At 60.5% G+C, this 22,197-nt stretch carries 22 protein-coding genes; 15 read left to right on the top strand and 7 right to left on the bottom strand.

Annotated features, from left to right (window positions below; all coding sequences use genetic code 11):
- Positions 1–195: 195 nt before the first annotated feature.
- Together PMI32_RS09985 and aptA are read right to left on the bottom strand one after the other, a co-directional pair.
- Positions 196–1,689 (bottom strand): CoA-acylating methylmalonate-semialdehyde dehydrogenase, encoded by a 1,494-nt coding sequence (locus PMI32_RS09985; RefSeq protein WP_008031364.1) that lies wholly within the window; start codon positions 1,687–1,689, stop codon positions 196–198.
- A 64-nt stretch (positions 1,690–1,753) separates the two neighbouring features.
- Complete coding sequence (gene aptA / locus PMI32_RS09990; protein ID WP_008031362.1) at positions 1,754–3,103, bottom strand: omega-aminotransferase AptA; 1,350 nt, start codon at positions 3,101–3,103, stop codon at positions 1,754–1,756.
- A 139-nt stretch (positions 3,104–3,242) separates the two neighbouring features.
- On the opposite strand from aptA, the gene PMI32_RS09995 reads away from it, so the two are divergent.
- From PMI32_RS09995 to PMI32_RS10020, 6 genes are all read left to right on the top strand, one after another.
- Complete coding sequence (locus PMI32_RS09995) at positions 3,243–4,163, top strand: LysR family transcriptional regulator (RefSeq protein ID WP_008031360.1); 921 nt, start codon at positions 3,243–3,245, stop codon at positions 4,161–4,163.
- A 209-nt stretch (positions 4,164–4,372) separates the two neighbouring features.
- Positions 4,373–5,023, top strand: coding sequence for a TetR/AcrR family transcriptional regulator (locus PMI32_RS10000; RefSeq protein ID WP_008031358.1), 651 nt, complete (start codon positions 4,373–4,375; stop codon positions 5,021–5,023).
- 7 nt (positions 5,024–5,030) lie between these two features.
- The gene (locus PMI32_RS10005; RefSeq protein ID WP_008031355.1) at positions 5,031–5,612 is read left to right on the top strand and encodes an IMPACT family protein; all 582 of its coding nucleotides are present in this window, start codon (positions 5,031–5,033) and stop codon (positions 5,610–5,612) included.
- 530 nt (positions 5,613–6,142) lie between these two features.
- Entirely contained in the window at positions 6,143–7,708 is a 1,566-nt protein-coding gene (locus PMI32_RS10010; RefSeq protein ID WP_008031353.1) for an ABC transporter ATP-binding protein, read from the top strand.
- A gap of 11 nt (positions 7,709–7,719) precedes the next feature.
- Entirely contained in the window at positions 7,720–8,826 is a 1,107-nt protein-coding gene (locus PMI32_RS10015; RefSeq protein WP_008031352.1) for an ABC transporter permease, read from the top strand.
- Positions 8,826–9,752, top strand: a complete 927-nt coding sequence (locus tag PMI32_RS10020) for an ABC transporter permease (protein WP_008031350.1) — start codon at positions 8,826–8,828, stop codon at positions 9,750–9,752. The genes PMI32_RS10015 and PMI32_RS10020 overlap by 1 nt, the downstream gene beginning before the upstream one ends.
- A gap of 42 nt (positions 9,753–9,794) precedes the next feature.
- Here the strand turns inward: PMI32_RS10020 and PMI32_RS10025 are convergent, their stop codons facing one another.
- The gene (locus PMI32_RS10025; RefSeq protein ID WP_008031349.1) at positions 9,795–10,232 is read right to left on the bottom strand and encodes a hypothetical protein; all 438 of its coding nucleotides are present in this window, start codon (positions 10,230–10,232) and stop codon (positions 9,795–9,797) included.
- Between the two features lie 82 nt (positions 10,233–10,314).
- On the opposite strand from PMI32_RS10025, the gene PMI32_RS10030 reads away from it, so the two are divergent.
- The 6 genes from PMI32_RS10030 (at position 10,315) to PMI32_RS10055 (ending at position 16,570) form a co-directional block, all read left to right on the top strand.
- Positions 10,315–10,665 carry a MerR family transcriptional regulator gene (locus PMI32_RS10030; protein WP_008031347.1) on the top strand — a complete coding sequence of 117 codons (351 nt, stop codon included), beginning with the start codon at positions 10,315–10,317 and terminating at the stop codon, positions 10,663–10,665.
- 25 nt (positions 10,666–10,690) lie between these two features.
- Complete coding sequence (locus PMI32_RS10035) at positions 10,691–11,377, top strand: SDR family oxidoreductase (protein ID WP_008031345.1); 687 nt, start codon at positions 10,691–10,693, stop codon at positions 11,375–11,377.
- A 259-nt stretch (positions 11,378–11,636) separates the two neighbouring features.
- The gene (locus PMI32_RS10040) at positions 11,637–12,995 is read left to right on the top strand and encodes an 8-oxoguanine deaminase (RefSeq protein WP_008031340.1); all 1,359 of its coding nucleotides are present in this window, start codon (positions 11,637–11,639) and stop codon (positions 12,993–12,995) included.
- A gap of 351 nt (positions 12,996–13,346) precedes the next feature.
- Positions 13,347–14,429, top strand: coding sequence for a BMP family ABC transporter substrate-binding protein (locus PMI32_RS10045; RefSeq protein WP_008031337.1), 1,083 nt, complete (start codon positions 13,347–13,349; stop codon positions 14,427–14,429).
- 140 nt (positions 14,430–14,569) lie between these two features.
- A complete protein-coding gene (locus PMI32_RS10050; protein WP_008031335.1) occupies positions 14,570–15,535 on the top strand; it encodes an isopenicillin N synthase family dioxygenase in 966 nt (321 codons plus the stop codon).
- Between the two features lie 81 nt (positions 15,536–15,616).
- Positions 15,617–16,570, top strand: coding sequence for an adenosine deaminase (locus PMI32_RS10055; RefSeq protein WP_008031333.1), 954 nt, complete (start codon positions 15,617–15,619; stop codon positions 16,568–16,570).
- Between the two features lie 118 nt (positions 16,571–16,688).
- Here PMI32_RS10055 and PMI32_RS10060 read toward each other — a convergent pair whose 3' ends face one another.
- Both PMI32_RS10060 and vimR read right to left on the bottom strand, forming a co-directional pair.
- Entirely contained in the window at positions 16,689–17,423 is a 735-nt protein-coding gene (locus tag PMI32_RS10060) for an ArsR/SmtB family transcription factor (protein ID WP_008031331.1), read from the bottom strand.
- Positions 17,424–17,739: 316 nt separating this feature from the next.
- On the bottom strand, positions 17,740–18,669 hold the full coding sequence (gene vimR, locus PMI32_RS10065) for a transcription regulator VimR (protein WP_008031330.1): 930 nt from the start codon (positions 18,667–18,669) through the stop codon (positions 17,740–17,742).
- Positions 18,670–18,787: 118 nt separating this feature from the next.
- On the opposite strand from vimR, the gene PMI32_RS10070 reads away from it, so the two are divergent.
- From PMI32_RS10070 to PMI32_RS30455, 3 genes are all read left to right on the top strand, one after another.
- Positions 18,788–19,081 carry a putative quinol monooxygenase gene (locus PMI32_RS10070; protein WP_008031327.1) on the top strand — a complete coding sequence of 98 codons (294 nt, stop codon included), beginning with the start codon at positions 18,788–18,790 and terminating at the stop codon, positions 19,079–19,081.
- Positions 19,082–19,110: 29 nt separating this feature from the next.
- Positions 19,111–20,124: a zinc-binding alcohol dehydrogenase family protein gene (locus tag PMI32_RS10075; RefSeq protein WP_008031324.1), complete on the top strand. Its 1,014-nt coding sequence runs from the start codon at positions 19,111–19,113 to the stop codon at positions 20,122–20,124.
- A 134-nt stretch (positions 20,125–20,258) separates the two neighbouring features.
- Positions 20,259–20,429 carry a hypothetical protein gene (locus tag PMI32_RS30455; RefSeq protein ID WP_008031321.1) on the top strand — a complete coding sequence of 57 codons (171 nt, stop codon included), beginning with the start codon at positions 20,259–20,261 and terminating at the stop codon, positions 20,427–20,429.
- 8 nt (positions 20,430–20,437) lie between these two features.
- Here the strand turns inward: PMI32_RS30455 and PMI32_RS10080 are convergent, their stop codons facing one another.
- Positions 20,438–21,634 carry a multidrug effflux MFS transporter gene (locus tag PMI32_RS10080; RefSeq protein WP_008031320.1) on the bottom strand — a complete coding sequence of 399 codons (1,197 nt, stop codon included), beginning with the start codon at positions 21,632–21,634 and terminating at the stop codon, positions 20,438–20,440.
- Positions 21,635–21,855: 221 nt separating this feature from the next.
- The gene (locus PMI32_RS10085) at positions 21,856–22,053 is read right to left on the bottom strand and encodes a cation transporter (protein WP_008031318.1); all 198 of its coding nucleotides are present in this window, start codon (positions 22,051–22,053) and stop codon (positions 21,856–21,858) included.
- Positions 22,054–22,197 lie beyond the last annotated feature (144 nt).

Raw genomic sequence — 22,197 nt, 5'->3', positions numbered from 1 at the left:
CAACTCGCTGTCGAAAACCGCGTAACTCTTTGTTTACCAAGGAGTTTTCCGTTTCGACTGCGCCGGAAGTGGGGCGAATTATAGACTTCCAGAATCTGCCGTCAACACCTATTTTCACATTTCTGTCATACGGGTCAAAAAAGCCCGAAAACACGAAGGCCGAGCCCCTAGGGGCTCGGCCTTCTTCCCTTCTACTTACAAGCTAGGGAATGCGAATTGCGATGCTTCATGGCTCGCACGCTGCGGCCAGCGCTGAGTAATGGCCTTGCGACGGGTGTAGAAGCGCACGCCATCCGGGCCATACGCATGCAGATCGCCGAACAGCGAACGCTTCCAGCCGCCAAAGCTGTGATAAGCCACCGGCACCGGCAACGGCACGTTGACGCCAACCATGCCGACTTCGATCTCATCGCAGAACAACCGCGCCGCTTCCCCATCACGGGTAAAGATGCAGGTGCCGTTGCCATACTCGTGATCGTTGATCAGTTGCATCGCTTCTTCCAGGCTGTTCACCCGGACAACGCACAGTACTGGCCCAAAGATCTCTTCTTTATAGATACGCATCTCTGGCGTGACGTTATCGAACAGGCAACCGCCCAGGAAGAAACCTTCTTCATGACCGGCGACGCTCAGACCACGACCATCCACCACCAGGGTTGCACCGGAGGCAACGCCGTCTTCTACATAGCCACTGACTTTGTCACGAGCCTGACCGGTAACCAACGGCCCCATGTCCAGACCACAAGTGGTGCCTGCGCCAATCTTCAATGCCTTGATCTGCGGAGTCAGCTTGGCCACCAACGCATCGGCCACCTGGTCGCCAACGCACACGGCCACCGAAATCGCCATGCAACGCTCGCCGCAGGAACCGTACGCCGCGCCCATCAGAGCGCTGACGGCGTTATCCAGATCCGCATCCGGCATCAGCACCGCGTGGTTCTTCGCGCCGCCCAGTGCCTGAACGCGTTTGCCACGCTTGGTGCCTTCGGCGTAGATGTATTCGGCAATCGGCGTCGAGCCAACGAAACTCAATGCTTTGACTTCCGGCGCTTCGATCAGCGCATCCACTGCCGCCTTATCACCATGCACCACGCTCAACACGCCTTTCGGCAGACCGGCTTCGAGCAACAACTGAGCGATCAACAGCGTCGAGCTCGGATCACGTTCGGAAGGTTTGAGGATGAAGCAGTTGCCGCAGACGATTGCCAGCGGATACATCCACAGCGGCACCATCGCCGGGAAGTTGAACGGAGTAATACCGGCGACCACGCCCAATGGCTGGAAGTCCGACCAGGCATCAATGTTCGGGCCGACGTTACGGCTGTATTCACCCTTAAGGATTTCCGGCGCCGCGCAAGCGAACTCGACGTTCTCGATACCGCGCTTCAATTCACCGGCAGCATCTTCCAGCGTCTTGCCGTGTTCTTCGCTGATCAGTTGGGCGATACGCGCTTCGTTCTGTTCCAGCAGTTGCTTGAAGCGAAACATTACCTGCGCACGTTTGGCCGGTGGAGTATTGCGCCAGGCCGGGAACGCAGCCTTGGCCGAGTCGATGGCTTTCTGGATGGTTTCGCGGCTGGCCAATGGCAGTTTGTGAATCGCCTGGCCAGTAGACGGGTTGAACACGTCGGCCGTGCGACCGTCTTCGGTCACCAGTTCGCCGTTGATCAAATGCGGGATAAGGCTCATGCGGGGCTCCAGAAAAGTTGTCCACAGGCGCCCGTCAACGGGCGCCTCTATATAGAAGGGGAAATCAGTCGATTTTGTTCAGCACTTCGCCGACCGCGTCGAACAGACGATCAAGGTCTTGCGGCTTGCTGTTGAAGGTTGGGCCGAACTGCAGGGTGTCGCCGCCGAAGCGCACGTAGAACCCGGCTTTCCACAGCGCCATGCCCGCTTCGAACGGACGCACGATGGCATCGCCGTCACGCGGCGCGATCTGGATAGCACCGGCCAGACCGTAGTTACGAATGTCGATGATGTTTTTCGAGCCCTTAAGGCCGTGCAGTGCATTTTCGAAATGCGGTGCGACGTCGGCCACGCTCTGCACCAGGTTTTCCTTTTGCAGCAGGTCGAGTGCGGCAAGACCAGCGGCGCAAGCCACCGGGTGCGCGGAATAGGTGTAGCCGTGCGGGAATTCCACCGCGTACTCAGGCGTCGCCTGGTTCATGAAGGTCTGGTAGATCTCGGAGCTGGCAATCACTGCGCCCATTGGGATCGCACCGTTGGTGACTTGCTTGGCGATGCACATCAGGTCCGGGGTCACGCCGAAGCTGTCAGCGCCGAACATCGAACCGGTACGGCCGAAGCCGGTGATCACTTCGTCGAACACCAGCAGGATGTTGTGCTGATCGCAGATCTCGCGCAGACGTTTGAGGTAGCCCTCAGGCGGAACCAGCACGCCAGCGGAACCGGCCATTGGCTCGACGAATACGGCGGCGATGTTCGAAGCGTCATGCAGCTCGATCAGTTTGAGCAACTCATCGGCCAGAGCGATACCGCCCTCTTTTGGCATGCCGCGCGAGTAAGCATTGCTCGCCAGCAAGGTGTGCGGCAGGTGATCGACGTCCATCATTGCCTGACCGAAGATTTTGCGGTTGCCGTTGACGCCGCCGAGGCTGGTGCCGGCGATGTTCACACCGTGGTAACCACGGGCGCGGCCGATCATTTTGGTTTTGGTCGCCTGGCCTTTCAGACGCCAGTAAGCGCGGACCATCTTCACCGCAGTGTCAGCGCACTCGGAACCCGAGTCGGTGAAGAACACGTGATTCAGATTACCCGGCGTCAGGTCGGTGATTTTTTCCGCCAATTGGAACGACAGCGGGTGACCGTACTGGAAGCCCGGCGAGTAATCGAGCGTACCGAGTTGCTTGGCAACCGCGTCCTGGATTTCCTTGCGGGTGTGCCCGGCGCCGCAGGTCCACAGACCGGACAGCGAATCGTAGACCTTGCGACCCTTGTCGTCCGTCAGCCAACTGCCTTCAGCCGCCACGATCAGTCGCGGATCGCGCTGGAAATTTCGGTTGGCGGTGTAGGGCATCCAGTGAGCATCGAGCTTGAGCTGGCTGGCCAGGGAGTTCGGGGCGTTTTCAGGCAAGTTCATGGGCAAAACCTCGCAAGGCAATAAGCGGCGTGGAGATGAAAAGCGTTCTTGCAGCTAAATTGCCACGGGGATAAAGTCGGTGAAATCCAACTTTTGTAACGTTCAGTCAGACCGCCACTAAACTTTGAGTAATTAATGCATGAGCACTCGTCGCCCCGATCCGCTGGCACAAGTCAGCGACTTTGATATCCGCTTGCTGCGGATTTTTCGCAGCGTGGTGGAGTGCGGCGGTTTCTCGGCGGCGGAGTCGGTGCTCGGGATCGGCCGCTCGGCGATCAGCCAGCAGATGAGCGACCTGGAACAGCGCCTCGGCCTGCGCCTGTGCCAACGAGGTCGCGCCGGGTTTTCCCTGACCGAAGAAGGCCGCGAGGTGTATCAATCGGCATTGCAGCTATTGAGTGCGCTGGAAAGTTTCCGCACCGAGGTCAACGGTCTGCACCAACACCTGCGCGGCGAATTGACCATCGGCCTGACCGACAACCTGGTCACCCTGCCCCACATGCGCATCACTCACGCGTTGGCGCAATTGAAGGAGCGCGGGCCGGACGTGCAGATTCAGATCCGCATGATCGCGCCCAATGAAGTCGAGCAAGGCGTGCTCGACGGCCGCTTGCATGTCGGCGTGGTGCCGCAGGCAAGCGCCCTGTCGGGGCTGGAATATCAGCCGCTCTACAGTGAACGTTCGCTGCTGTATTGCGCGGTTGGTCATCCGTTGTTTTATGTCGACGACAAACAACTGGATGACGAGCGCCTCAACAGTCAGGACGCCATCGCCCCGACCTTCCGCCTGCCGGCCGAGATTCAGGCGCATTACCAGGCACTCAATTGCACCGCCAGTGCGTCAGACCGCGAAGGCATGGCGTTTCTGATTCTCACCGGGCGCTACATCGGTTACCTGCCGGATCACTACGCCAGCCTCTGGGTGCAACAAGGGCGCTTGCGCGCGCTGAAACCGACAGCACGGTTTTATGACTTGAGCCTTGCATCGGTCACCCGCAAGGGACGTCGCCCGCATTTGGTGCTGGAAAGCTTTTTGGAGAGCCTGGCCGCAACACGTTGAATAAGGTGAAAACCTGTAGGAGCGAAGCTTGCTCGCGAAGGCGGCGGCTCATTCAACATCAATGTTGAATGTTAAGACGCCTTCGCGAGCAAGCTTCGCTCCTACAGGGGTTTGTGGTGGTCAGGTTTTATCGTGTCGGGACTTGTCTGGAGCCTGTGGTTGCGCTATCAACGCATTGGTTGCACCCACCCACCTGTTCGGAAGTGCCTATGACCTTTGAAGTCCCCGCTCACGGCGGCAAACCTGCCAGCCGCATTCGTCAGAAGAACGAAGAGACCATCATCAAAGCCGCCGAAGACGAGTTCGCCCGTCACGGGTTCAAAGGCACGAGCATGAACACCATCGCCCTGAATGCCGGGTTGCCCAAGGCGAACCTGCATTACTACTTCACCAATAAGCTGGGGTTGTACGTGGCGGTGCTGAGCAACATCCTGCAGTTGTGGGACAGCACCTTCAATACCCTCACCGCCGAGGATGATCCGGCCGAAGCGCTGACGCGGTACATCCGCGCCAAGATGGAATTCTCCCGCCGCCAGCCGCAAGCCTCGCGAGTCTTCGCCATGGAAGTGATCAGCGGCGGTGAGTGCCTGACCGAATATTTCAACCAGGATTACCGCGCCTGGTTCCAGGGCCGGGCGGCGGTGTTTCAAGCGTGGATCGACGCTGGCAAAATGGACCCGGTCGACCCGGTCAACCTGATCTTTCTGTTGTGGGGCAGCACCCAGCATTACGCGGACTTTGCCACGCAGATTTGCCGGGTCAGCGGCCGCACCAAGCTGACCAAGCAAGACATGGAAGACGCCGGCGACAACCTGATCCGCATCATTCTCAAAGGCTGCGGCCTGACTCCAGCCATTTAAGACTCTTATGCCTTTTACCCTCAGCGGCTTTTGCGAATACCGCGAAGAGATTCGCAAAAGCCGCTTCATCACCTTCGCCGCACCGATCAGCAGCCCTGCTGAAGCCCAGGCGTTCATCGAGCAGCACAGCGATCTGAACGCCACGCACAATTGCTGGGCGTGGAAACTCGGCGCCCAATACCGCAGCACCGATGACGGAGAGCCTGGCGGCACCGCCGGGCGCCCGATTCTGGCGGCCATCGATGCGCAGGATTGCGACCAGGTCGCCGTGCTGGTGATCCGCTGGTATGGCGGCATTCAACTCGGCACCGGCGGCCTCGCCCGAGCGTATGGCGGCGGCGCGAACAAGTGCCTTCAAGCGGCACCGAAAGTTGAACTGATCAGCCGCGTGCCGCTGAGTTGCGCCTGCGGGTTTGGCGAACTGACGCTGGTGAAACTGCGGGTGGCAGAACTTGGCGGGCTGGTCGTGGAGGAAACGTTCACGGCCAACGGTGTGGAGCTGAAATTGGCGATGGGCGAAGCGCAGATCAACACCCTGCAAACGCAACTGGCCGATTTGAGTCGCGGGCGCATTCTGTTGCAGCGCTGATCGCACCAACAACGCTCAGCGCCCTTCCATCGATCCCGTGTATTTGCCCACATCTACTGTGCACCCGGCTGTGGATAACCTGAGCACATACCGCTGTAACCCTTCTGTCATGCGGCTTTGCGGGCATTGCTCACTTTTTGTCCAATACGCCTTCAAAAAGACTAAATCCACGTAAAAACAATCAGTTAGCGTGGTTTATCGCCTTTAGAAGAAAGCCGCTCAGTGCTTATGCCCGAGCTTTGCGCTTGCGCACAAATACTGTGGAGCAATCTGTGGATAACCCGTTCATGGCTGGCGCGGCCCCATATCCGGCATGGCTTGCAAAGGGTTGCTCGTTTTTTGACCAAATCGGCCTGCGCAAAACCGGAGCCTGATCTACCGCTTCGCCCTTATGTGGTGCTGCGTCGGGATCGAAATGTGGCGAAGCGGCGCGCCCGATGCCTTGGCCGGCAAGAATTTTCAATTTTCCTGACTCAATGGCCAGGAAATTGCTTTATCCACAGGCACAACTCCATCGACCCGAGCCTGTTATGCCCAACCCCGTGCCGATCCCCGACCAAACGCTTCGCCTGCAACTGCGCAGAATCAGCAAACGCTACCCGGGTTGCCTGGCCAACGATGCCATCGACCTGAGTATTGCGCCCGGCGAAATCCATGCGCTGCTCGGCGAAAACGGTGCGGGCAAAAGTACGCTGATGAAAATCATCTACGGCGTCACCCACGCTGATTCTGGCGAAGTGATCTGGCAAGGCCAGCACGTGACCATGCGCAACCCGGCTCAGGCTCGCGGTTTGGGAATCGGCATGGTGTTCCAGCACTTCTCGTTGTTCGAAACCCTCAGCGTGGCGCAGAACATTGCGCTGGCGATGGGCGCGGCGGCCGGTACACCAAAACAACTTGAGCCAAAAATTCGCGAAGTGTCCCGGCGCTATGGCATGGCATTGGAACCGGAGCGACTGGTCCACAGCCTGTCGATTGGCGAACGCCAGCGGGTAGAAATCATTCGGTGCCTGATGCAGGACATCCGTCTGCTGATTCTCGATGAACCGACCTCGGTGCTGACCCCGCAAGAGGCCGACGAATTGTTCGTCACCCTGCGCCGGCTCGCGGCCGAGGGCTGCAGCATCCTGTTTATCAGCCACAAGCTCGGTGAAGTGCGCGCGTTGTGCCACAGCGCCACGGTGCTGCGCGGCGGTCGTGTGGCCGGGCATTGCGTGCCGGCGCAGTGCTCGGATCAGCAACTGGCGAAGTTGATGGTCGGGGAAGCGGCCGATCTGATCACCGATTATCCGAAGGTCGTGGGCGGTGATGCATTTTTGAACGTGAGCGCATTGTCGTGGCACAACCCCGATCCGTTTGGCTGCTCGCTGAAGGACATCGACCTGCACGTACGCCGTGGCGAAATCGTCGGCATCGCCGGAGTGGCAGGCAATGGCCAGGATGAGCTGCTGGCGCTGCTCAGTGGCGAACAACGCCTGCACCGCAATGACGGTGCAACCCTGCGTTTTGACGGGCAAGCGGTGGCTCACTTGGCGCCGGATGCCCGTCGAAAACTCGGCTTGGCCTTCGTCCCTGCCGAACGGTTGGGGCACGGTGCGGTGCCGGAATTGAGCCTGGCCGACAACGCCCTGCTCAGCGCCTTTCAACAAGGCCTGGTGTGCAACGGGCTGATCCGGCGGACCAAGGTCAAAGCGCTGGCCGAAGAAATCATCCGCCGCTTCGGCGTCAAGACACCCGATGCGCAAACGCCGGCACGCAGTCTGTCCGGTGGCAACTTGCAGAAATTCATCCTCGGCCGGGAGGTTCTTCAGCAACCGAAACTGCTGGTGGCCGCGCACCCGACCTGGGGCGTGGACGTCGGTGCCGCCGCAACCATTCACCGCGCGCTGATTGCCTTGCGCGATGCCGGCGCAGCGATCCTGGTGATCTCCGAAGACCTCGACGAACTGTTCCAGATCAGCGACCGGCTCGGCGCCTTGTGCAGCGGACGCTTGTCGCCGCTCAGGGCGACCGTCGACACCCGCCTGATCGACGTCGGCGGCTGGATGGCCGGCCAGTTCGACACCCCTCAATCACTTGCACCCGCAACGGTTTAACGGAGTTTCACATGCTGCTTTCCCTCGAACCCCGTGGCCAGCAATCGCGCTTGATGCTGTGGTGCTCGCCGTTACTGGCGGCGGTCCTGACATTGGGCTGTGGCTCGCTGCTGTTTATCGCGTTGGGCCATGACCCGTTGCTGACCTTGCACACCTTGCTGATCGCCCCGGTCAGCGACTTGTATGGCGTCTCCGAATTGTTGGTCAAGGCGTTGCCGATTCTGCTCTGCGCCTTGGGTCTGGCCGTGGCGTATCAGGCGCGGATCTGGAACATCGGCGCCGAAGGTCAATTGCTGCTCGGCGCGCTGGCCGGCAGTGCGTTGGCGGTGAACATCATCGGTCTGCAAAGTCGCTGGGCATTGGTGTTGATCCTGCTCGTCGGCACGCTGGCCGGCGCGGCGTGGGCCGGGCTGACGGCGTGGTTGCGCACGCGCTTCAATGCCAACGAAATCCTTACCAGCATCATGCTCAACTACATCGCCCTGAACCTGTTGTTGTTCTGTGTGCACGGGCCACTGAAGGATCCGGCCGGGTTCAACTTTCCGGAGTCGGCGATGTTCGGCGATGCCAGCCGTTTGCCGTTGTTGATGGAGGACGGTCGGGTGCATGCCGGCGTTTATTTTGCCCTGCTCGCGTTGGTGGCGGTGTGGGTGTTGCTGCAGAAAAGCTTTGTCGGGTTCCAGATCAAAGTGCTCGGGCTGGACAAGCGTGCGGCGGGTTTTGTCGGGTTCCGCGAGAAACGGCTGATCTGGCTGGCGCTGTTGGTCAGCGGCGGATTGGCGGGGCTGGCCGGCGTGTGTGAAGTCACCGGGCCGATTGGTCAGTTGGTGCCGCAAGTCTCGCCCGGCTATGGCTACGCCGCGATCACCGTGGCGTTTCTCGGGCGGCTCAATCCGGTCGGCATTCTGTTTTCCAGCCTGTTGATGGCATTGCTGTACATCGGTGGCGAGAACGCGCAGATGAGCATGAATCTGCCGCAAGCAATCACGCAATTGTTCCAGGGCATGATGCTGTTTTTCCTGCTGGCCAGTGACGTGTTGATTCTCTACCGACCGCGTTTGCATTGGCGCTGGACGCGTCGCGCATCGGCCACCGTCGTACAAGCAGGAGCGCTGTGATGGATATCGATCTGTTGAGCAATATTTTCTACGCCATGGTGCGCTGCGGCACGCCGTTGCTGTTGGTGGCGCTGGGTGAATTGATTTGTGAGAAGAGCGGCGTCCTCAACCTCGGCCAGGAAGGCATGATGCTGTTTGGCGCGGTGATCGGTTTTATCGTCGCGCTGAACAGCGGCAACCTGTGGCTGGGCGTGTTGCTGGCGATGCTCGCCGGGATGTTGCTGTCGTCGCTGTTTGCGTTGGTGGCGCTGGTGTTCAACGCTAATCAGGTGGCCACCGGGTTGGCGCTGACGATCTTTGGTGTGGGCCTGTCGACCTTTGTCGGTGCGGCGTGGGTCGGTAAACCGCTGGCGGGTTTTGAGCCGGTGGCGATCCCTTTACTGAGCGAGATCCCGCTGATCGGACGGATGCTGTTTGCGCAGGATCTGCTGGTGTATCTGTCGTTCGCGTTGTTTGCGCTGGTGGCGTGGGTGATTGTGAAAAGTCGTGTCGGGCTGATCATTCAGGCCGTCGGCGAAAACCCGGATGCGGCCAGTGCGATGGGCTTGCCGGTGCTGGGCGTACGGACGCTGGCGGTGCTGTTCGGCGGCGCGATGGCGGGGTTGGCCGGGGCGTATCTGTCGCTGGCCTACACGCCGATGTGGGCGGAGAACATGAGCGCCGGTCGCGGCTGGATTGCCCTGGCGCTGGTGGTGTTTGCCAGTTGGCGGGTGTGGCGATTGCTGCTGGGGGCGTATCTGTTCGGGCTCGCCAGCATCCTGCACCTGGTGGCGCAGGGGTTGGGGCTGGCGATCCCGTCGAGTCTGCTGGCGATGCTGCCGTATGTCGCGACGATTGTGGTGTTGGTGCTGCTGTCGCGGGACGCCGTGCGCACACGGTTGTATGCGCCGGTGTCGTTGGGGCAGCCTTGGCAGGGTGGGCATTAGCGGTGACCGTTAGGGCCCCTTCGCGGGCAAGCCTCGCTCCTACTAGTTTTGCGTAACACCTGTAGGAGCGTGGCTTGCCCGCGAAGGCGTCCGCACTGGCAACACCTGAGCCACGCCCCACGCCAATTCAAAAACCAGAAAAATCACCAACAGCGAACTGGCGCCATGGAGCAAGGCATAGAGCTGCCAAGTGGAGAACAGGAATCTGCCCACCGCGTCATACCGGCCATAAACCTGCTGCGGATCACGAATCCGCAGCACCGACCACACGCACACGATCGAGCCCAACAGGTTCGCCATCAACATGTGCATCGGCTCAAACGCCGGCAGTTCGCCGGGCAAATCCAAAGCCTGACTCAAACCCGTCAACAACCCATGCAACGCAGTAAAACTCCACGGCGTGACAAACGCCGCCGTCACGATCAAGTCATACCAGGCGCTGCCCCGCACCACGCGGCGATATTGCGTTGAAGTCCACATCGGCACTGCTCCATAAATTCAGGGAGCAACAAGCCTAAAGCCTGGAGTATGCTCCAGGGTCAAGCCCTCTCGAGACATCAGCATGCGCATCGGTGAATTAGCCCAGGCCAGCGCCGTCAGCCGCGACACGCTGCGCTTCTACGAGCAGCGCGGATTGATCGCGGCGCAACGCAGCGCCAACGGTTATCGCGAATATCCGGATGACATGGTGCAACTGGTGCTCTACATCAAGACCGCTCAACGGCTGGGCTTTACCCTCGGCGAGATCGGCAACAGCGTCGCCGCGTTGTGGAAGTCGCCCGATCCGGACAGCGCCGTCACGCAATTGCTGCAAGACAAACTCAAACTGATCGAAACCCGAATGGATGAACTCGGCGCGTTGCGCAACGAGTTGCAGCAACGGCTCGGGCAGCGTTGTCCATTAAATCCGTGATCCTCATTCATCAAGGAAGCCACTCATGTCCAAGGCAAAAACCGCACTCATCATCGGCGCCTCCCGGGGCCTGGGCCTCGGTCTGGTGAAAACCCTGCTGGCCGACGGCTGGCAAGTCACCGCCACCGTGCGCAACCCGCAAAACGCCGACGCCTTGCAGGCGCTGGGCAAGGTGCGGATCGAAAAACTCGACATGGATGATCAGCAGGCCGTCATCGCCCTGAGTCAGCAGCTCAAGGGTGAAGTGTTTGATCTGTTGTTCGTGAATGCCGGCGTAAAAGGCCCTGACGTTCAGACGCCGGGCGGTGCGACGCTGGCTGAAGTGGGTCAGTTGTTCTTCACCAATGCGGTGGCGCCGATCAACCTGGCTCAGCGGTTTGCCGGGCAGATTCGCCCGGACAGCGGCGTGCTGGCGTTCATGAGCTCGGTGCTCGGCAGCGTGACCATGCCGGACGCGCCGGAACTGGCGTTGTACAAGGCGAGCAAGGCTGCATTGAACTCGATGACCAACAGCTTTGTGACGCAATTGGGCGATCAGAAACTGACGGTGCTGTCGCTGCATCCGGGCTGGGTGAAAACCGACATGGGCGGTGAAGGCGCTGACATCGACGTGGAAACCAGTGTGCGTGGGTTGGTGGATCAGGTGAATGCTTACACCGGCAAGGGTGGGCACCACTTCGTGAACTACAGGGGTGAAACCATTCCCTGGTAAACGCCGTCAATCCACTGTGGGAGCGAGCCTGCTCGCGATGGAGTGTCAGTCGACGCCGATGCAGCTGACCCACCATCGCGAGCAGGCTCGCTCCCACAGGTACGCGTCCCACACGAGGTTCAGTCGTCTGGCCGGACTTGCCTGCAACTGGGTTTTGTTCGACACTGCGCACCTCGTCCTCGCGGCGACCCTGGATCAGCAGACAGGGTAATCACTGAGCTGGCTAACCTGAACCCAACTTTCAGAGGAGCCGGCCAACATGCCTGCGACCCGTACCTGGTTAAAAAATCCCCTCGCGATCTTCACTGCCAATGGCCTCGATGCCCGTGGCGGCCTGGTTGTGCAAGACGGCTTGATCGTCGAAGTGCTCGCCGCCGGCCAGCAACCGTCCGCCCCCTGTGGACAAGTATTCGATGCTCGCGAGCATGTGATCCTGCCGGGGCTGATCAACACTCATCACCACTTCTATCAAACCCTGACCCGCGCCTGGGCGCCGGTGGTCAATCAGCCGTTGTTCCCTTGGCTGAAAACCCTGTACCCGGTCTGGGCACGCCTCACCCCTGAAAAACTCGCCCTTGCCACGAAAGTCGCGTTGGCCGAGTTGCTGCTGTCCGGCTGCACCACCGCCGCCGATCACCATTACCTGTTCCCGAAAGGCCTGGAAAACGCCATCGACGTGCAAGTCGAAAGCGTCCGCGACCTCGGCATGCGCGCCATGCTGACGCGCGGTTCCATGAGCCTGGGCGAGAAGGACGGCGGCCTGCCCCCGCAGCAGACCGTGCAAGAAGGCGAAGTGATCCTCGACGACAGTCAGCGCCTGATCGCCGAGTACCACGAGCGTGGTGATGGCGCGCAAATCCAGATCGCCCTAGCGCCGTGCTCACCGTTTTCGGTGACACCGGAGATCATGTCTGCCAGCGCCGAACTGGCGAACAAACTCGACGTACGACTGCACACGCACCTAGCGGAAACCCTCGACGAAGAAGACTTCTGCCTGCAACGCTTCGGCCTGCGCACCGTGGATTATCTGGACAGCGTCGGCTGGCTCGGCCCGCACACCTGGCTGGCGCATGGCATCCACTTCAACCCGGATGAAATCACCCGCCTCGGCGCGGCCGGCACTGGCATTTGCCATTGCCCGAGCTCGAACATGCGCCTCGCGTCCGGCATCTGCCCGACGCTGGAGCTGACCGCCGCCGGCGCGTTGCTGGGCCTCGGCGTGGATGGCTCGGCGTCCAACGATGCGTCGAACATGATGCTCGAAACCCGTCAGGCGCTGTACATCCAGCGGCTGCGTTATGGCGCCGAGAAGATCACGCCGGAATTGGTGCTGGGGTGGGCGACCAAGGGCTCGGCGAGTTTGCTCGGGCGCACCGATATCGGTGAACTGGCGGTGGGCAAGCAGGCGGACCTGGCAATGTTCAAGCTGGATGAGCTGCGGTTTTCCGGTAGCCATGACCCGGTTTCGGCATTGCTGTTGTGTGGTGCGGATCGGGCGGATCGGGTGATGGTGGGAGGCAAATGGCGAGTGATCGACGGGCAAGTTGAAGGGCTGGATCTCAAAGGTTTGATCGCCGATCACAGCCAGGCAGCCCGACAGTTGATCGCTGGCGTCTGATCGGACGCCTTCGCCGGCAAGCCGGCTCCTACAGGTTATGCGCGATAACTGTAGGAGCCGGCTTGCCGGCGATGCTTTTTAAAGCCCCAATGGCGATGTTGACCACCGACTGACTGCGGGCGTTTCGTGACGCCTTAGCGCACCAGTGGATGGCAACCTTGCATGGCCATGCACTTTATTGGCCTTGCGGGCCTCTTCGCGGGCGAGCCTCGCTCCTACAAGTACAACGCCGACCTGTAGGAGCGAGGCTTGCCCGCGAAGGCCGCTACACGGTTTCGGATATTTGTTGTCCTGTTGGTCAGTAATTTGCATTACCCCCTCCAACCTCAAAACAAAATGGAGTGGGAATTCATGCATAAACGTCCGTTGAAGACGCTGCTGTGCGCCGTCGCTGCAACCCTCGGTCTGAGCGCCAGCCTGACCGCCAGCGCCGCTGACCCGCTGAAAGTCGGCTTCGTCTACATCGGCCCGATCGGTGATCACGGCTGGACGTATCAGCATGAACAGGGACGCAAGGCGCTGGCCGAAAAATTCGGCTCGCAGATCACCACCCAGTACGTGGAAAACGTCGCCGAAGGCGCCGACGCCGAGCGGGTAATCCGCAACATGGCCAAGGACAACTACGACCTGATCTTCACCACCTCCTTCGGCTACATGAACCCGACCCTGAAAGTCGCGAAACAGTTTCCCAAGGTGACCTTCGAGCACGCCACCGGCTACAAGCAGGACAAGAACCTCGGCACCTACCTGGCGCGCACCTATGAAGGTCGCTACGTCGGCGGCTTCCTCGCGGCGAAAATGACCAAGACCAAAAAGATCGGCTACGTCGCCTCGTTCCCGATTCCGGAAGTGATCCGCGACATCAACGCCATTCAACTGGCCCTGAACAAATACAACCCCGGTACCGAGATCAAAGTGGTGTGGGTCAATTCCTGGTTCGACCCGGGCAAGGAAGCCGACGCCGCCAACGCGTTGATCGATCAAGGCGTGGACGTGGTGTTCCAGCACACCGACAGCCCCGCGCCGATCCAGGCCGCCGAGCGTCGTGGGGTGTATGCCGTGGGCTACGCTTCGGACATGGCGCACTTCGGGCCGAAAGCGGTGCTGACCTCGATCGTCAACGACTGGGCTCCGCATTACATTCAGGCGACCCAAAGCGTGATCGAGCATGCGTGGAAGTCGCAGGATTACTGGGGCGGCTTGAAAGAAGGCACGGTTGAACTGCCGATCAGCGACCTGGTGCCGGCGCCGGTGAAAGCCGAGGCCGAACAGATCATCGCGGACATCAAGAGCGGTGCGCTACATCCGTTTACCGGGCCGATCAAGGATCAGGCGGGCGTGGAGAAAATTGCGGCGGGCGCGACGGCGAGCAACGCGGAACTGGCCTCGATGAATTACTACGTTGAAGGCATGAAGGCCGAGATACCGAAGTAACCCTCAGCCCAACACAACCCCCTGTAGGAGCCGGCTTGCCGGCGATGAGGCCATCAAATTCAACATCAATGTTGAACAGGAGGCCGCCATCGCTGGCAAGCCAGCTCCTACAAAAGCTCATTCCATCTCAGGAACGCAGTATGAACAGCCTGCCCATCATCGACATCGCCCCGCTCTACAGCGATGACCAGACCGCCTGGCAATCCGTCGCCACACGCATCGACCGCGCCTGTCGCGAGTGGGGCTTCTTCTACATCAAGGGTCACCCGATCAGTGCCGCACGCATCGACGCCGTGCTTGATCACGCCCGACGCTTCTTCGCCCTGCCCGCCGCCGAAAAGCTCAGCATCGACATCACCCAGACCCGACACCATCGCGGCTACGGCGCCATCGCCACCGAACAGCTCGACCCGAACAAGCCCAGCGACCTGAAAGAAACCTTCGATATGGGCCTGCACCTGCCGGCCGATCACCCGCAAGTGCTGGCAGAAAAACCGCTGCGCGGCCCCAACCGTCATCCCTCGATGCCCGGTTGGGAAGCGCTCATGGAGCAACACTACGTCGACATGCAGGCGCTGGCTCAAACCCTGTTGCGTGCGATGACGATGGCGCTGAACATCGAGCGCGACTTCTTTGACACGCGCTTCCATGAACCGGTCAGCGTGCTGCGGATGATCCACTACCCGCCGCGCCATACCGCCAGCTCCGCAGATCAGCAAGGCGCCGGCGCCCACACCGATTACGGCTGCATCACCCTGCTGTATCAGGACGCGGCCGGTGGCCTGCAAGTGCGTAACGTGCAAGGCGACTGGATCGACGCGCCGCCCATCGAAGGCACTTTCGTGGTCAACCTCGGCGACATGATGGCGCGCTGGAGCAACGACCGTTATCTGTCGACGCCGCACCGGGTGATAAGCCCGTTGGGTGTGGACCGTTACTCGATGCCGTTCTTCGCCGAGCCGCACCCCGACACGCGCATTGAATGCTTGCCCGGTTGTCAGGATGCCCTTCACCCGGCGAAATACCCGGTCACCACCTGCGCCGAATTCCTGCTCTCGCGCTTCGCCGACACCTATGCTTATCGGCGAGAGCAAGAGGCGGGCTAATGAACCTCTTGGTCAGGTTTTACCAATTGTTGCGGCGAGCATCTGTAGAATGCCGCCATTGCACCTGATGAGATTTCAACAATGTACGATTGGCTGAACGCCCTGCCCAAGGCAGAACTGCACTTGCACCTGGAGGGTTCGCTGGAACCCGAGTTGCTGTTCGCCCTGGCCGAACGCAACAAGATCGCCCTGCCGTGGAGCGATGTCGAAACCCTGCGCAAGGCGTACGCCTTCAACAACCTGCAAGAGTTTCTCGACCTGTATTACCAGGGCGCCGACGTGCTGCGCACTTCGCAGGATTTCTACGACCTGACCTGGGCCTACCTGTTGCGTTGCAAGGCGCAGAACGTGATTCACACCGAACCGTTCTTCGACCCGCAGACCCACACCGACCGTGGCATCCCGTTCGAAGTGGTGCTCAACGGCATCGCCGCCGCACTGAAGGATGGCGAGCAGCAACTGGGCATCACCAGCGGTTTGATCCTGAGTTTCCTGCGTCACTTGAGCGAAGAACAAGCACAGAAAACCCTCGATCAGGCGCTGCCGTTCCGCGATGCGTTTGTGGCCGTCGGCCTGGACAGTTCAGAAATGGGTCACCCGCCGAGCAAGTTCCAGCGCGTGTTTGATCGCGCCCGCCACGAAGGCTTCCTTACCGTCGCCCACGCCGGTGAAGAAGGCCCGCCCGAGTACATCTGGGAAGCCCTCGACTTGCTGAAAATCCAGCGCATCGACCATGGCGTGCGCGCCATCGAAGACGAGCGCCTGATGCAGCGGATCATCGACGAGCAGATCCCGTTGACCGTCTGCCCGTTGTCGAACACCAAGCTCTGCGTGTTCGATCACATGTCCCAGCACAACATTCTCGACATGCTTGAGCGCGGCGTGAAAGTCACGGTGAACTCGGACGACCCGGCGTACTTCGGCGGGTATGTGACCGAGAACTTCCATGCGCTGTACACCGATCTGGGCATGACCCAGGATCAGGCCAAACGCCTGGCGCAAAACAGCCTGGATGCGCGGTTGGTCAAACCATAAAACTCCGCAGTTCCCCTGTGGGAGCGAGACCGGCTTGCCGGCGATGGCGATGTGTCAGACACGAATTTGTCCACTGACACGCCGCCATCGCGAGCAGGCTCGCTCCCACATTGGTGTACTACAACGCCATTTCCAGCTCGGTTTCCTTGGCAAAGCGATGGATTTCACGCTGCCCCGTCGCGGTGACGTGCAAGGCTCGCGAATCGTTCGGCAAACTCAGCCAACCGGACTGCATGAACAATTGCAGCAACGCCGCGCCCAGTGAACCGCCCATGTGCGGACGTCTTTCGCTCCAGTCGGGGCAGGCGCACGCGGCGCGGCGGGTGCTGTGCGCCAGCGCCTGTACGAACACACCGCGCTTGGCCAATTGCGTGGCGCCCTTGTGGGTGATCGACACCCGCTGCTCGAACTGTTCGATCCAACCCGTATCCAGCAAACGCTGGTAAAGGTCGGCGGCCAAAGTGCCCCCCAAATGATCGTCGCAGAGTCGTGCGCGCAACAGCGACGAAGGTGCCGCCTGAGGTTTGGAGAGAGGTGCGGCGCGTTTGAACACGTCCGGCATGCCTCGGGGTGTGCTGGCAATCGTCGCACTGGCCAGTGCTTCTATCGCAGCGCCGACTTCGGGCGCGGCCAGGCGAAAAAACCGCTTGCGGCCACGGGTTTCGACTTTCAACAGACCACCGGCGGACAAACGCCCCAGGTGTGCACTGGCCGAAGACGGTGACAGGCCGGCCAGCAAGGCCAGCTCTTCGGTTTGTCGCGCTGAGCCGTCCATCAAGGCCCACATCATTGCGCTGCGCTTTGGGTCAGCCAGCAACGTGGCGATCTGGCTGATGCAAGGTGCATGTTCCATGTATTCACTCCCTGTTGAATCGTTTCGTCTACTGCTCAGAGACATCTTGACCAGTAATGTGTCGTCGGCCAAGACGCGGAAACCGCGACAAACCGGGCAAAGCCACCCACTCACACAAGCCATTGCCTTGAGGGTTTTGCAAAGGCTCGGCGATCGAATGCGGGCCTGGCCGACTCGAACGCGGACTCGCCAAGGCGAGATCGACCGTGCGTACCTGAGGCGAGCGCTAGTATATGCGTGTTAACCGTCGGTTCCTGCCCTCTGAAAACCCTTGGTGGTGATAGTTCCTGAGTGAAATTTCGCTATTTGCCTGCGACTAATGATCAGTGACCGCCAACACGGGAAATTGACTACTTAAACCGGCGCATCGGCTGGCGAGCATTTCCCGCAAAAGGTTCACCGGCTTACTCAATTGTGCGCGATGGGCGCACAACAAATTCAGCGGTGCGCGCTCACAGACCAGCTCCGGCATCAGCACTTTCAAGCGACCGGCCAACACATCGGCGGCGACATCCAGCCAGGATTTGTAGGCGATCCCGGCACCCGCCACGGCCCACAGGCGCACCACATCGGCATCATCACTGAAACGGTCACCGCTGACGGTCAGGCTGACTTCGCGTTTGCCATCGTGAAAACTCCAGTGATCGTGAACCCGGCTGCCAAGCATGAACAGCAGGCAATTGTGCTGCGCCAGTTGCTCCAGTTGCCGGGGCTCGCCGTGTCGGGCCAGATAGCTCGGCGCGGCACACAGCACGCGGCGGTTATTCGGTGCGATGGGCAGCGCCACCAGGCTTGAGTCTTCCGGCTCGCCATAGCGCAGGGCAATGTCCACCGGCTGGCGGAACAGGTCGGCGATGCGGTCGCCCAGCAGCAGGCGCACCGTGAGCTTCGGATGCTCGCGCTGGAACTCGTCCAGCCACGGCAGCAACAGGTTGCGACCGAAATCCGACGGTGCCGACAGCTGCAACACTCCGCTGACTTGGTCCTGACCGCTGGCCAGCAAGCGGCGACCCTCATCGAGGTTGCTCAGGGCCGCCCGGGCGTATTCAAGAAACCCCTCGCCCTCGGCGGTCAGGCGCAGGCTGCGGGTGGAACGGGCGAGCAACCGCGCACCGAGTTGCTGTTCGATGCGCTTCAACGCCGCACTGGCGACCGCCGCCGACATGTCCATCCCCCGCGCCGCCGCCGACAGACTGCCCAGGTCCGCGGCCCGGACAAACAACTGCAAGTCATCGAAACGCAGCATTTCCAGCCTCTATTATCAAAAAAATATTGAAAGAGACTGCTCTTTTAGCGGGTTTTATCTTGCAGAGAAATAGCCAATCATCTGCCCCATCGAAATCACCCCGTTATCGGAGTCGAACATGTCCCAGCCGTTTACCGCCATTGCCACCCTGATCGCCAAAGCCGGTCAGCAGGACGCCCTCGAACAGCACCTGCGTGCACTGCTGGAACCGACCCGCGCCGAAGCCGGCTGCAGTCAATACGATCTGCATCAGGACCTGGCCAATCCGCAGGCCTTCTACATGATCGAGCAGTGGAGCAGCGACGAAGCGCTGCAAGCCCATGACGCCAGCGCACACATCCAGCATTTTCGCGCCACGGCCGGCGACCTGATCGAGCACTTCGATCTCAAACGCCTGCGCGTCGTGGCCTGATTTTCTTAAATACTGTTGTGGAGCCCTTCATGAAAGCCATTGCCTATTACGCCTCGTTGCCGATCAGCGACGCCAACTCCCTGCAAGACATCGAACTGCCAGAACCGGTCGCCGGCCCGCGCGACCTGTTGGTGGAAGTCAAAGCCATCTCGGTCAACCCGGTGGACACCAAAGTCCGCCAGAACGTGCAGCCTGAAGGTGGCGCGGCCAAAGTGCTGGGCTGGGACGTGGCCGGTGTGGTCAAGTCGGTCGGCAGTGAAGTGACGTTGTTCAAGGCCGGCGACAAAGTGTTCTACGCCGGTTCCATCGCCCGCGCCGGCGGGAACAGCGAGCTGCACGTGGTGGACGAGCGGATCGTCGGCCACATGCCTAAAACCCTCGGTTTCGCCGAAGCCGCCGCGCTGCCGTTGACGGCGATCACCGCGTGGGAATTGTTGTTTGAACGCCTGCAAGTGCGCGAAGGCAACACCGATGAAGGCCAGAGTTTGCTGATCGTCGGTGCGGCCGGCGGTGTCGGTTCAATCCTTACGCAACTGGCCAGCCAGCTCACCGGGCTGAAGGTCATCGGCACCGCGTCCCGTGCGCAAACCCAGAGCTGGGTGCGTGAGCTGGGCGCCGATCTGGTGATCGATCACAGCCAACCGCTGAGCGAAGAGCTCAAACGTGCAGGCGTGAACTCGGTGACCCACGTCGCCAGCCTGACCCAGACCGATCAGCATCTGGATCAATTGGTCGAGGCGTTGGCACCGCAGGGCAAACTGGCGCTGATCGATGACCCGAAGGCGCTGGACGTGACCAAGCTCAAGCGCAAGAGCCTGTCGCTGCACTGGGAGTTCATGTACACCCGCTCGCTGTTCGAAACCGCGGACATGATCGAGCAACACAAACTGCTCAATCGCGTGGCAGCGCTGATCGATGCCGGGACGTTGAAAACCACGGTGGGCGAGCACTTCGGAACGATCAATGCAGCGAATTTGCGGCGTGCGCATGAGCTGCTGGAGAGCGGCAAATCCAAGGGCAAGATTGTCCTCGAAGGCTTCTGAAACAGATTGATACAAGTGTCGTCCGAATGGACGACACCGTCAGTCCGAAGGTTGACCGTTGTCATCATTGCGATCGTATTCGGGTCTACAATCGGAATCTCTGCGATGCAATCTTTTAACCGAGGAGGTCAGCAATGAAGATCCTGATAAAAGAATTGGCAAAATCCCAGTGGCAGGTCCGCCTGGACCAACACGCGGTGACGTTCCGTAGCGAAGCCGAAGCGCGCGCGTTCACCCGAACCCTCGAAGCACGATTGCTCGCCCCTCATCAGATTCCCGTCCAGCAGCAACGCGCTGCCGGTTGAGACCTTCCTCATACCTGGGCTTTTACCAATGCCCGGGCATTTTGCAGACGCCGGGTGAGCATCGCTATGCTCACCACCAGAACTCCGCACAGGCTGATGACCATGGCCATCGGCATGGCGCTTCCGTCGTACAAAATACCCACGAGCGACGCGGCTCCGGCGGCGACGCTGAATTGCAGGCAACCGAGCATTGCCGACGCACTGCCCGCGCGCGCGCCCTGCCCGTTCATGGCGCAAGCCGAGGCGTTGGGCAGGATGCAACCGAGGCTGGCGATGCAGATGAACAGCGGAATCAGCAGCGGCCACAATTGCTCGGTGTGCAGCGAACTGACCGCGAGCAGCGTCAGGCCCGCCGCGAGGTAGATCCATACGGTGCGCGCCAGCAGGAACGCCGGGCCACGCTTGGCCAGCAACCGTGCGTTGACCTGCGCCACCAGAATGAACCCCGCCGCATTGGTGCCGAACAACCAGCCGAAGTGCTCGGCCGGCACGCCGTAGAGTTTGATGAAGACGAACGGCGAACCGGCGATGTAGGCAAACATCCCGGCGATGGCAATGCCACCGGTCAGGGCGTGGCCGAGGTACACCGGATCCGACAGCAGCCGACCGTACTGACGCAGCGCGCCCGACAAGGGCTGGCGCGGCATATTCGCCGGCATGCTTTCCGGCAAGCCGAGCGCCACGGCCAGCCCGGCCAATGCACTGAAACCGGTCAGCACCAGGAAGATCGATTGCCAGCCCGTGGTGTTGACCAGCAACCCGCCGAGCATCGGCGCGAGAATCGGTGCCAGGCCCATGACCAGCATCAGTTGTGAAAAGACTTTTGCCGAGCCCACCGCATCGCATTTGTCACTGACGATCGCCCTTGAAATCACCATCCCCGCACAACCGCCCAGCGCCTGGACGAACCGCGCACCGAGCAGCCATTCCAGGTTCGGCGCGTAGGCGCACGCCAGGGAAGCGACGGTGAACAGACCGACACCCGTCAGCAACGGAATGCGTCGACCAAAACGATCCGCCACCGGGCCGTACATCAGCTGACCGATGGACAAACCGAGGAAATACGCCGCCAGCGTCAGTTGAACGTGCTGTTCATCGGTGCCGAACGCCAGCGCCATGGCCGGAAATGCCGGCAGATAGAAATCGATTGCCAGCGGGCCAAAAGCGCTCAGTGCGCCAAGAATCAAAATGGTACGGAAGTTCATCGGGTATCCAGTGGGACGGAGGTCGGCGGGCACACAGTCTAGCCGCGCATCGACGCCTTGAACATTCCGATAGCTCGCTAACTATTAAAAACTCTGAAAAACGCCGGCCCTTGTAGGAGCAGAGCTTGCTCGCGAAGACAGAGTGTCAGCCACATCAATGCCGCCTGACCCAACGCATTCGCGAGCAAGCTTCGCTCCTACAGTGGTTTTGCGTATGGCCTTCAGGCGACTTTCACTTCATAGCCTTCTTCGCTGATCGCGGCGATCACTTGATCCGCGGTCAACGCACTTTCGACGCCGACTTCCTTTGCCGCCAGATCGACCCGTACGCTGGCCGCAGGATCCTTGGCTTGCAGCGCTTGAGTGATGGCTTTGACGCAGTGACCGCAGGACATGCCTTGAACGTTGAACACTTGCATGGAATGACTCCTTTAGTGAGGTTGCAAACAGTCTCGAGCTTGCCACCATGGCAAGGTCAAGTTCTGAAGTGAGCTGCCGGGCTGGCAATCGGCGTCGCGCTCGGCCAAGCTGCGTGCATCTATGACTCGATCTCAGGAGATTCA

The sequence above is a fragment of the Pseudomonas sp. GM60 genome (assembly GCF_000282415.1).
Taxonomy (GTDB): Bacteria; Pseudomonadota; Gammaproteobacteria; order Pseudomonadales; family Pseudomonadaceae; genus Aquipseudomonas; species Aquipseudomonas migulae.
This window is presented reverse-complemented; position numbering and strand designations above follow the sequence as displayed.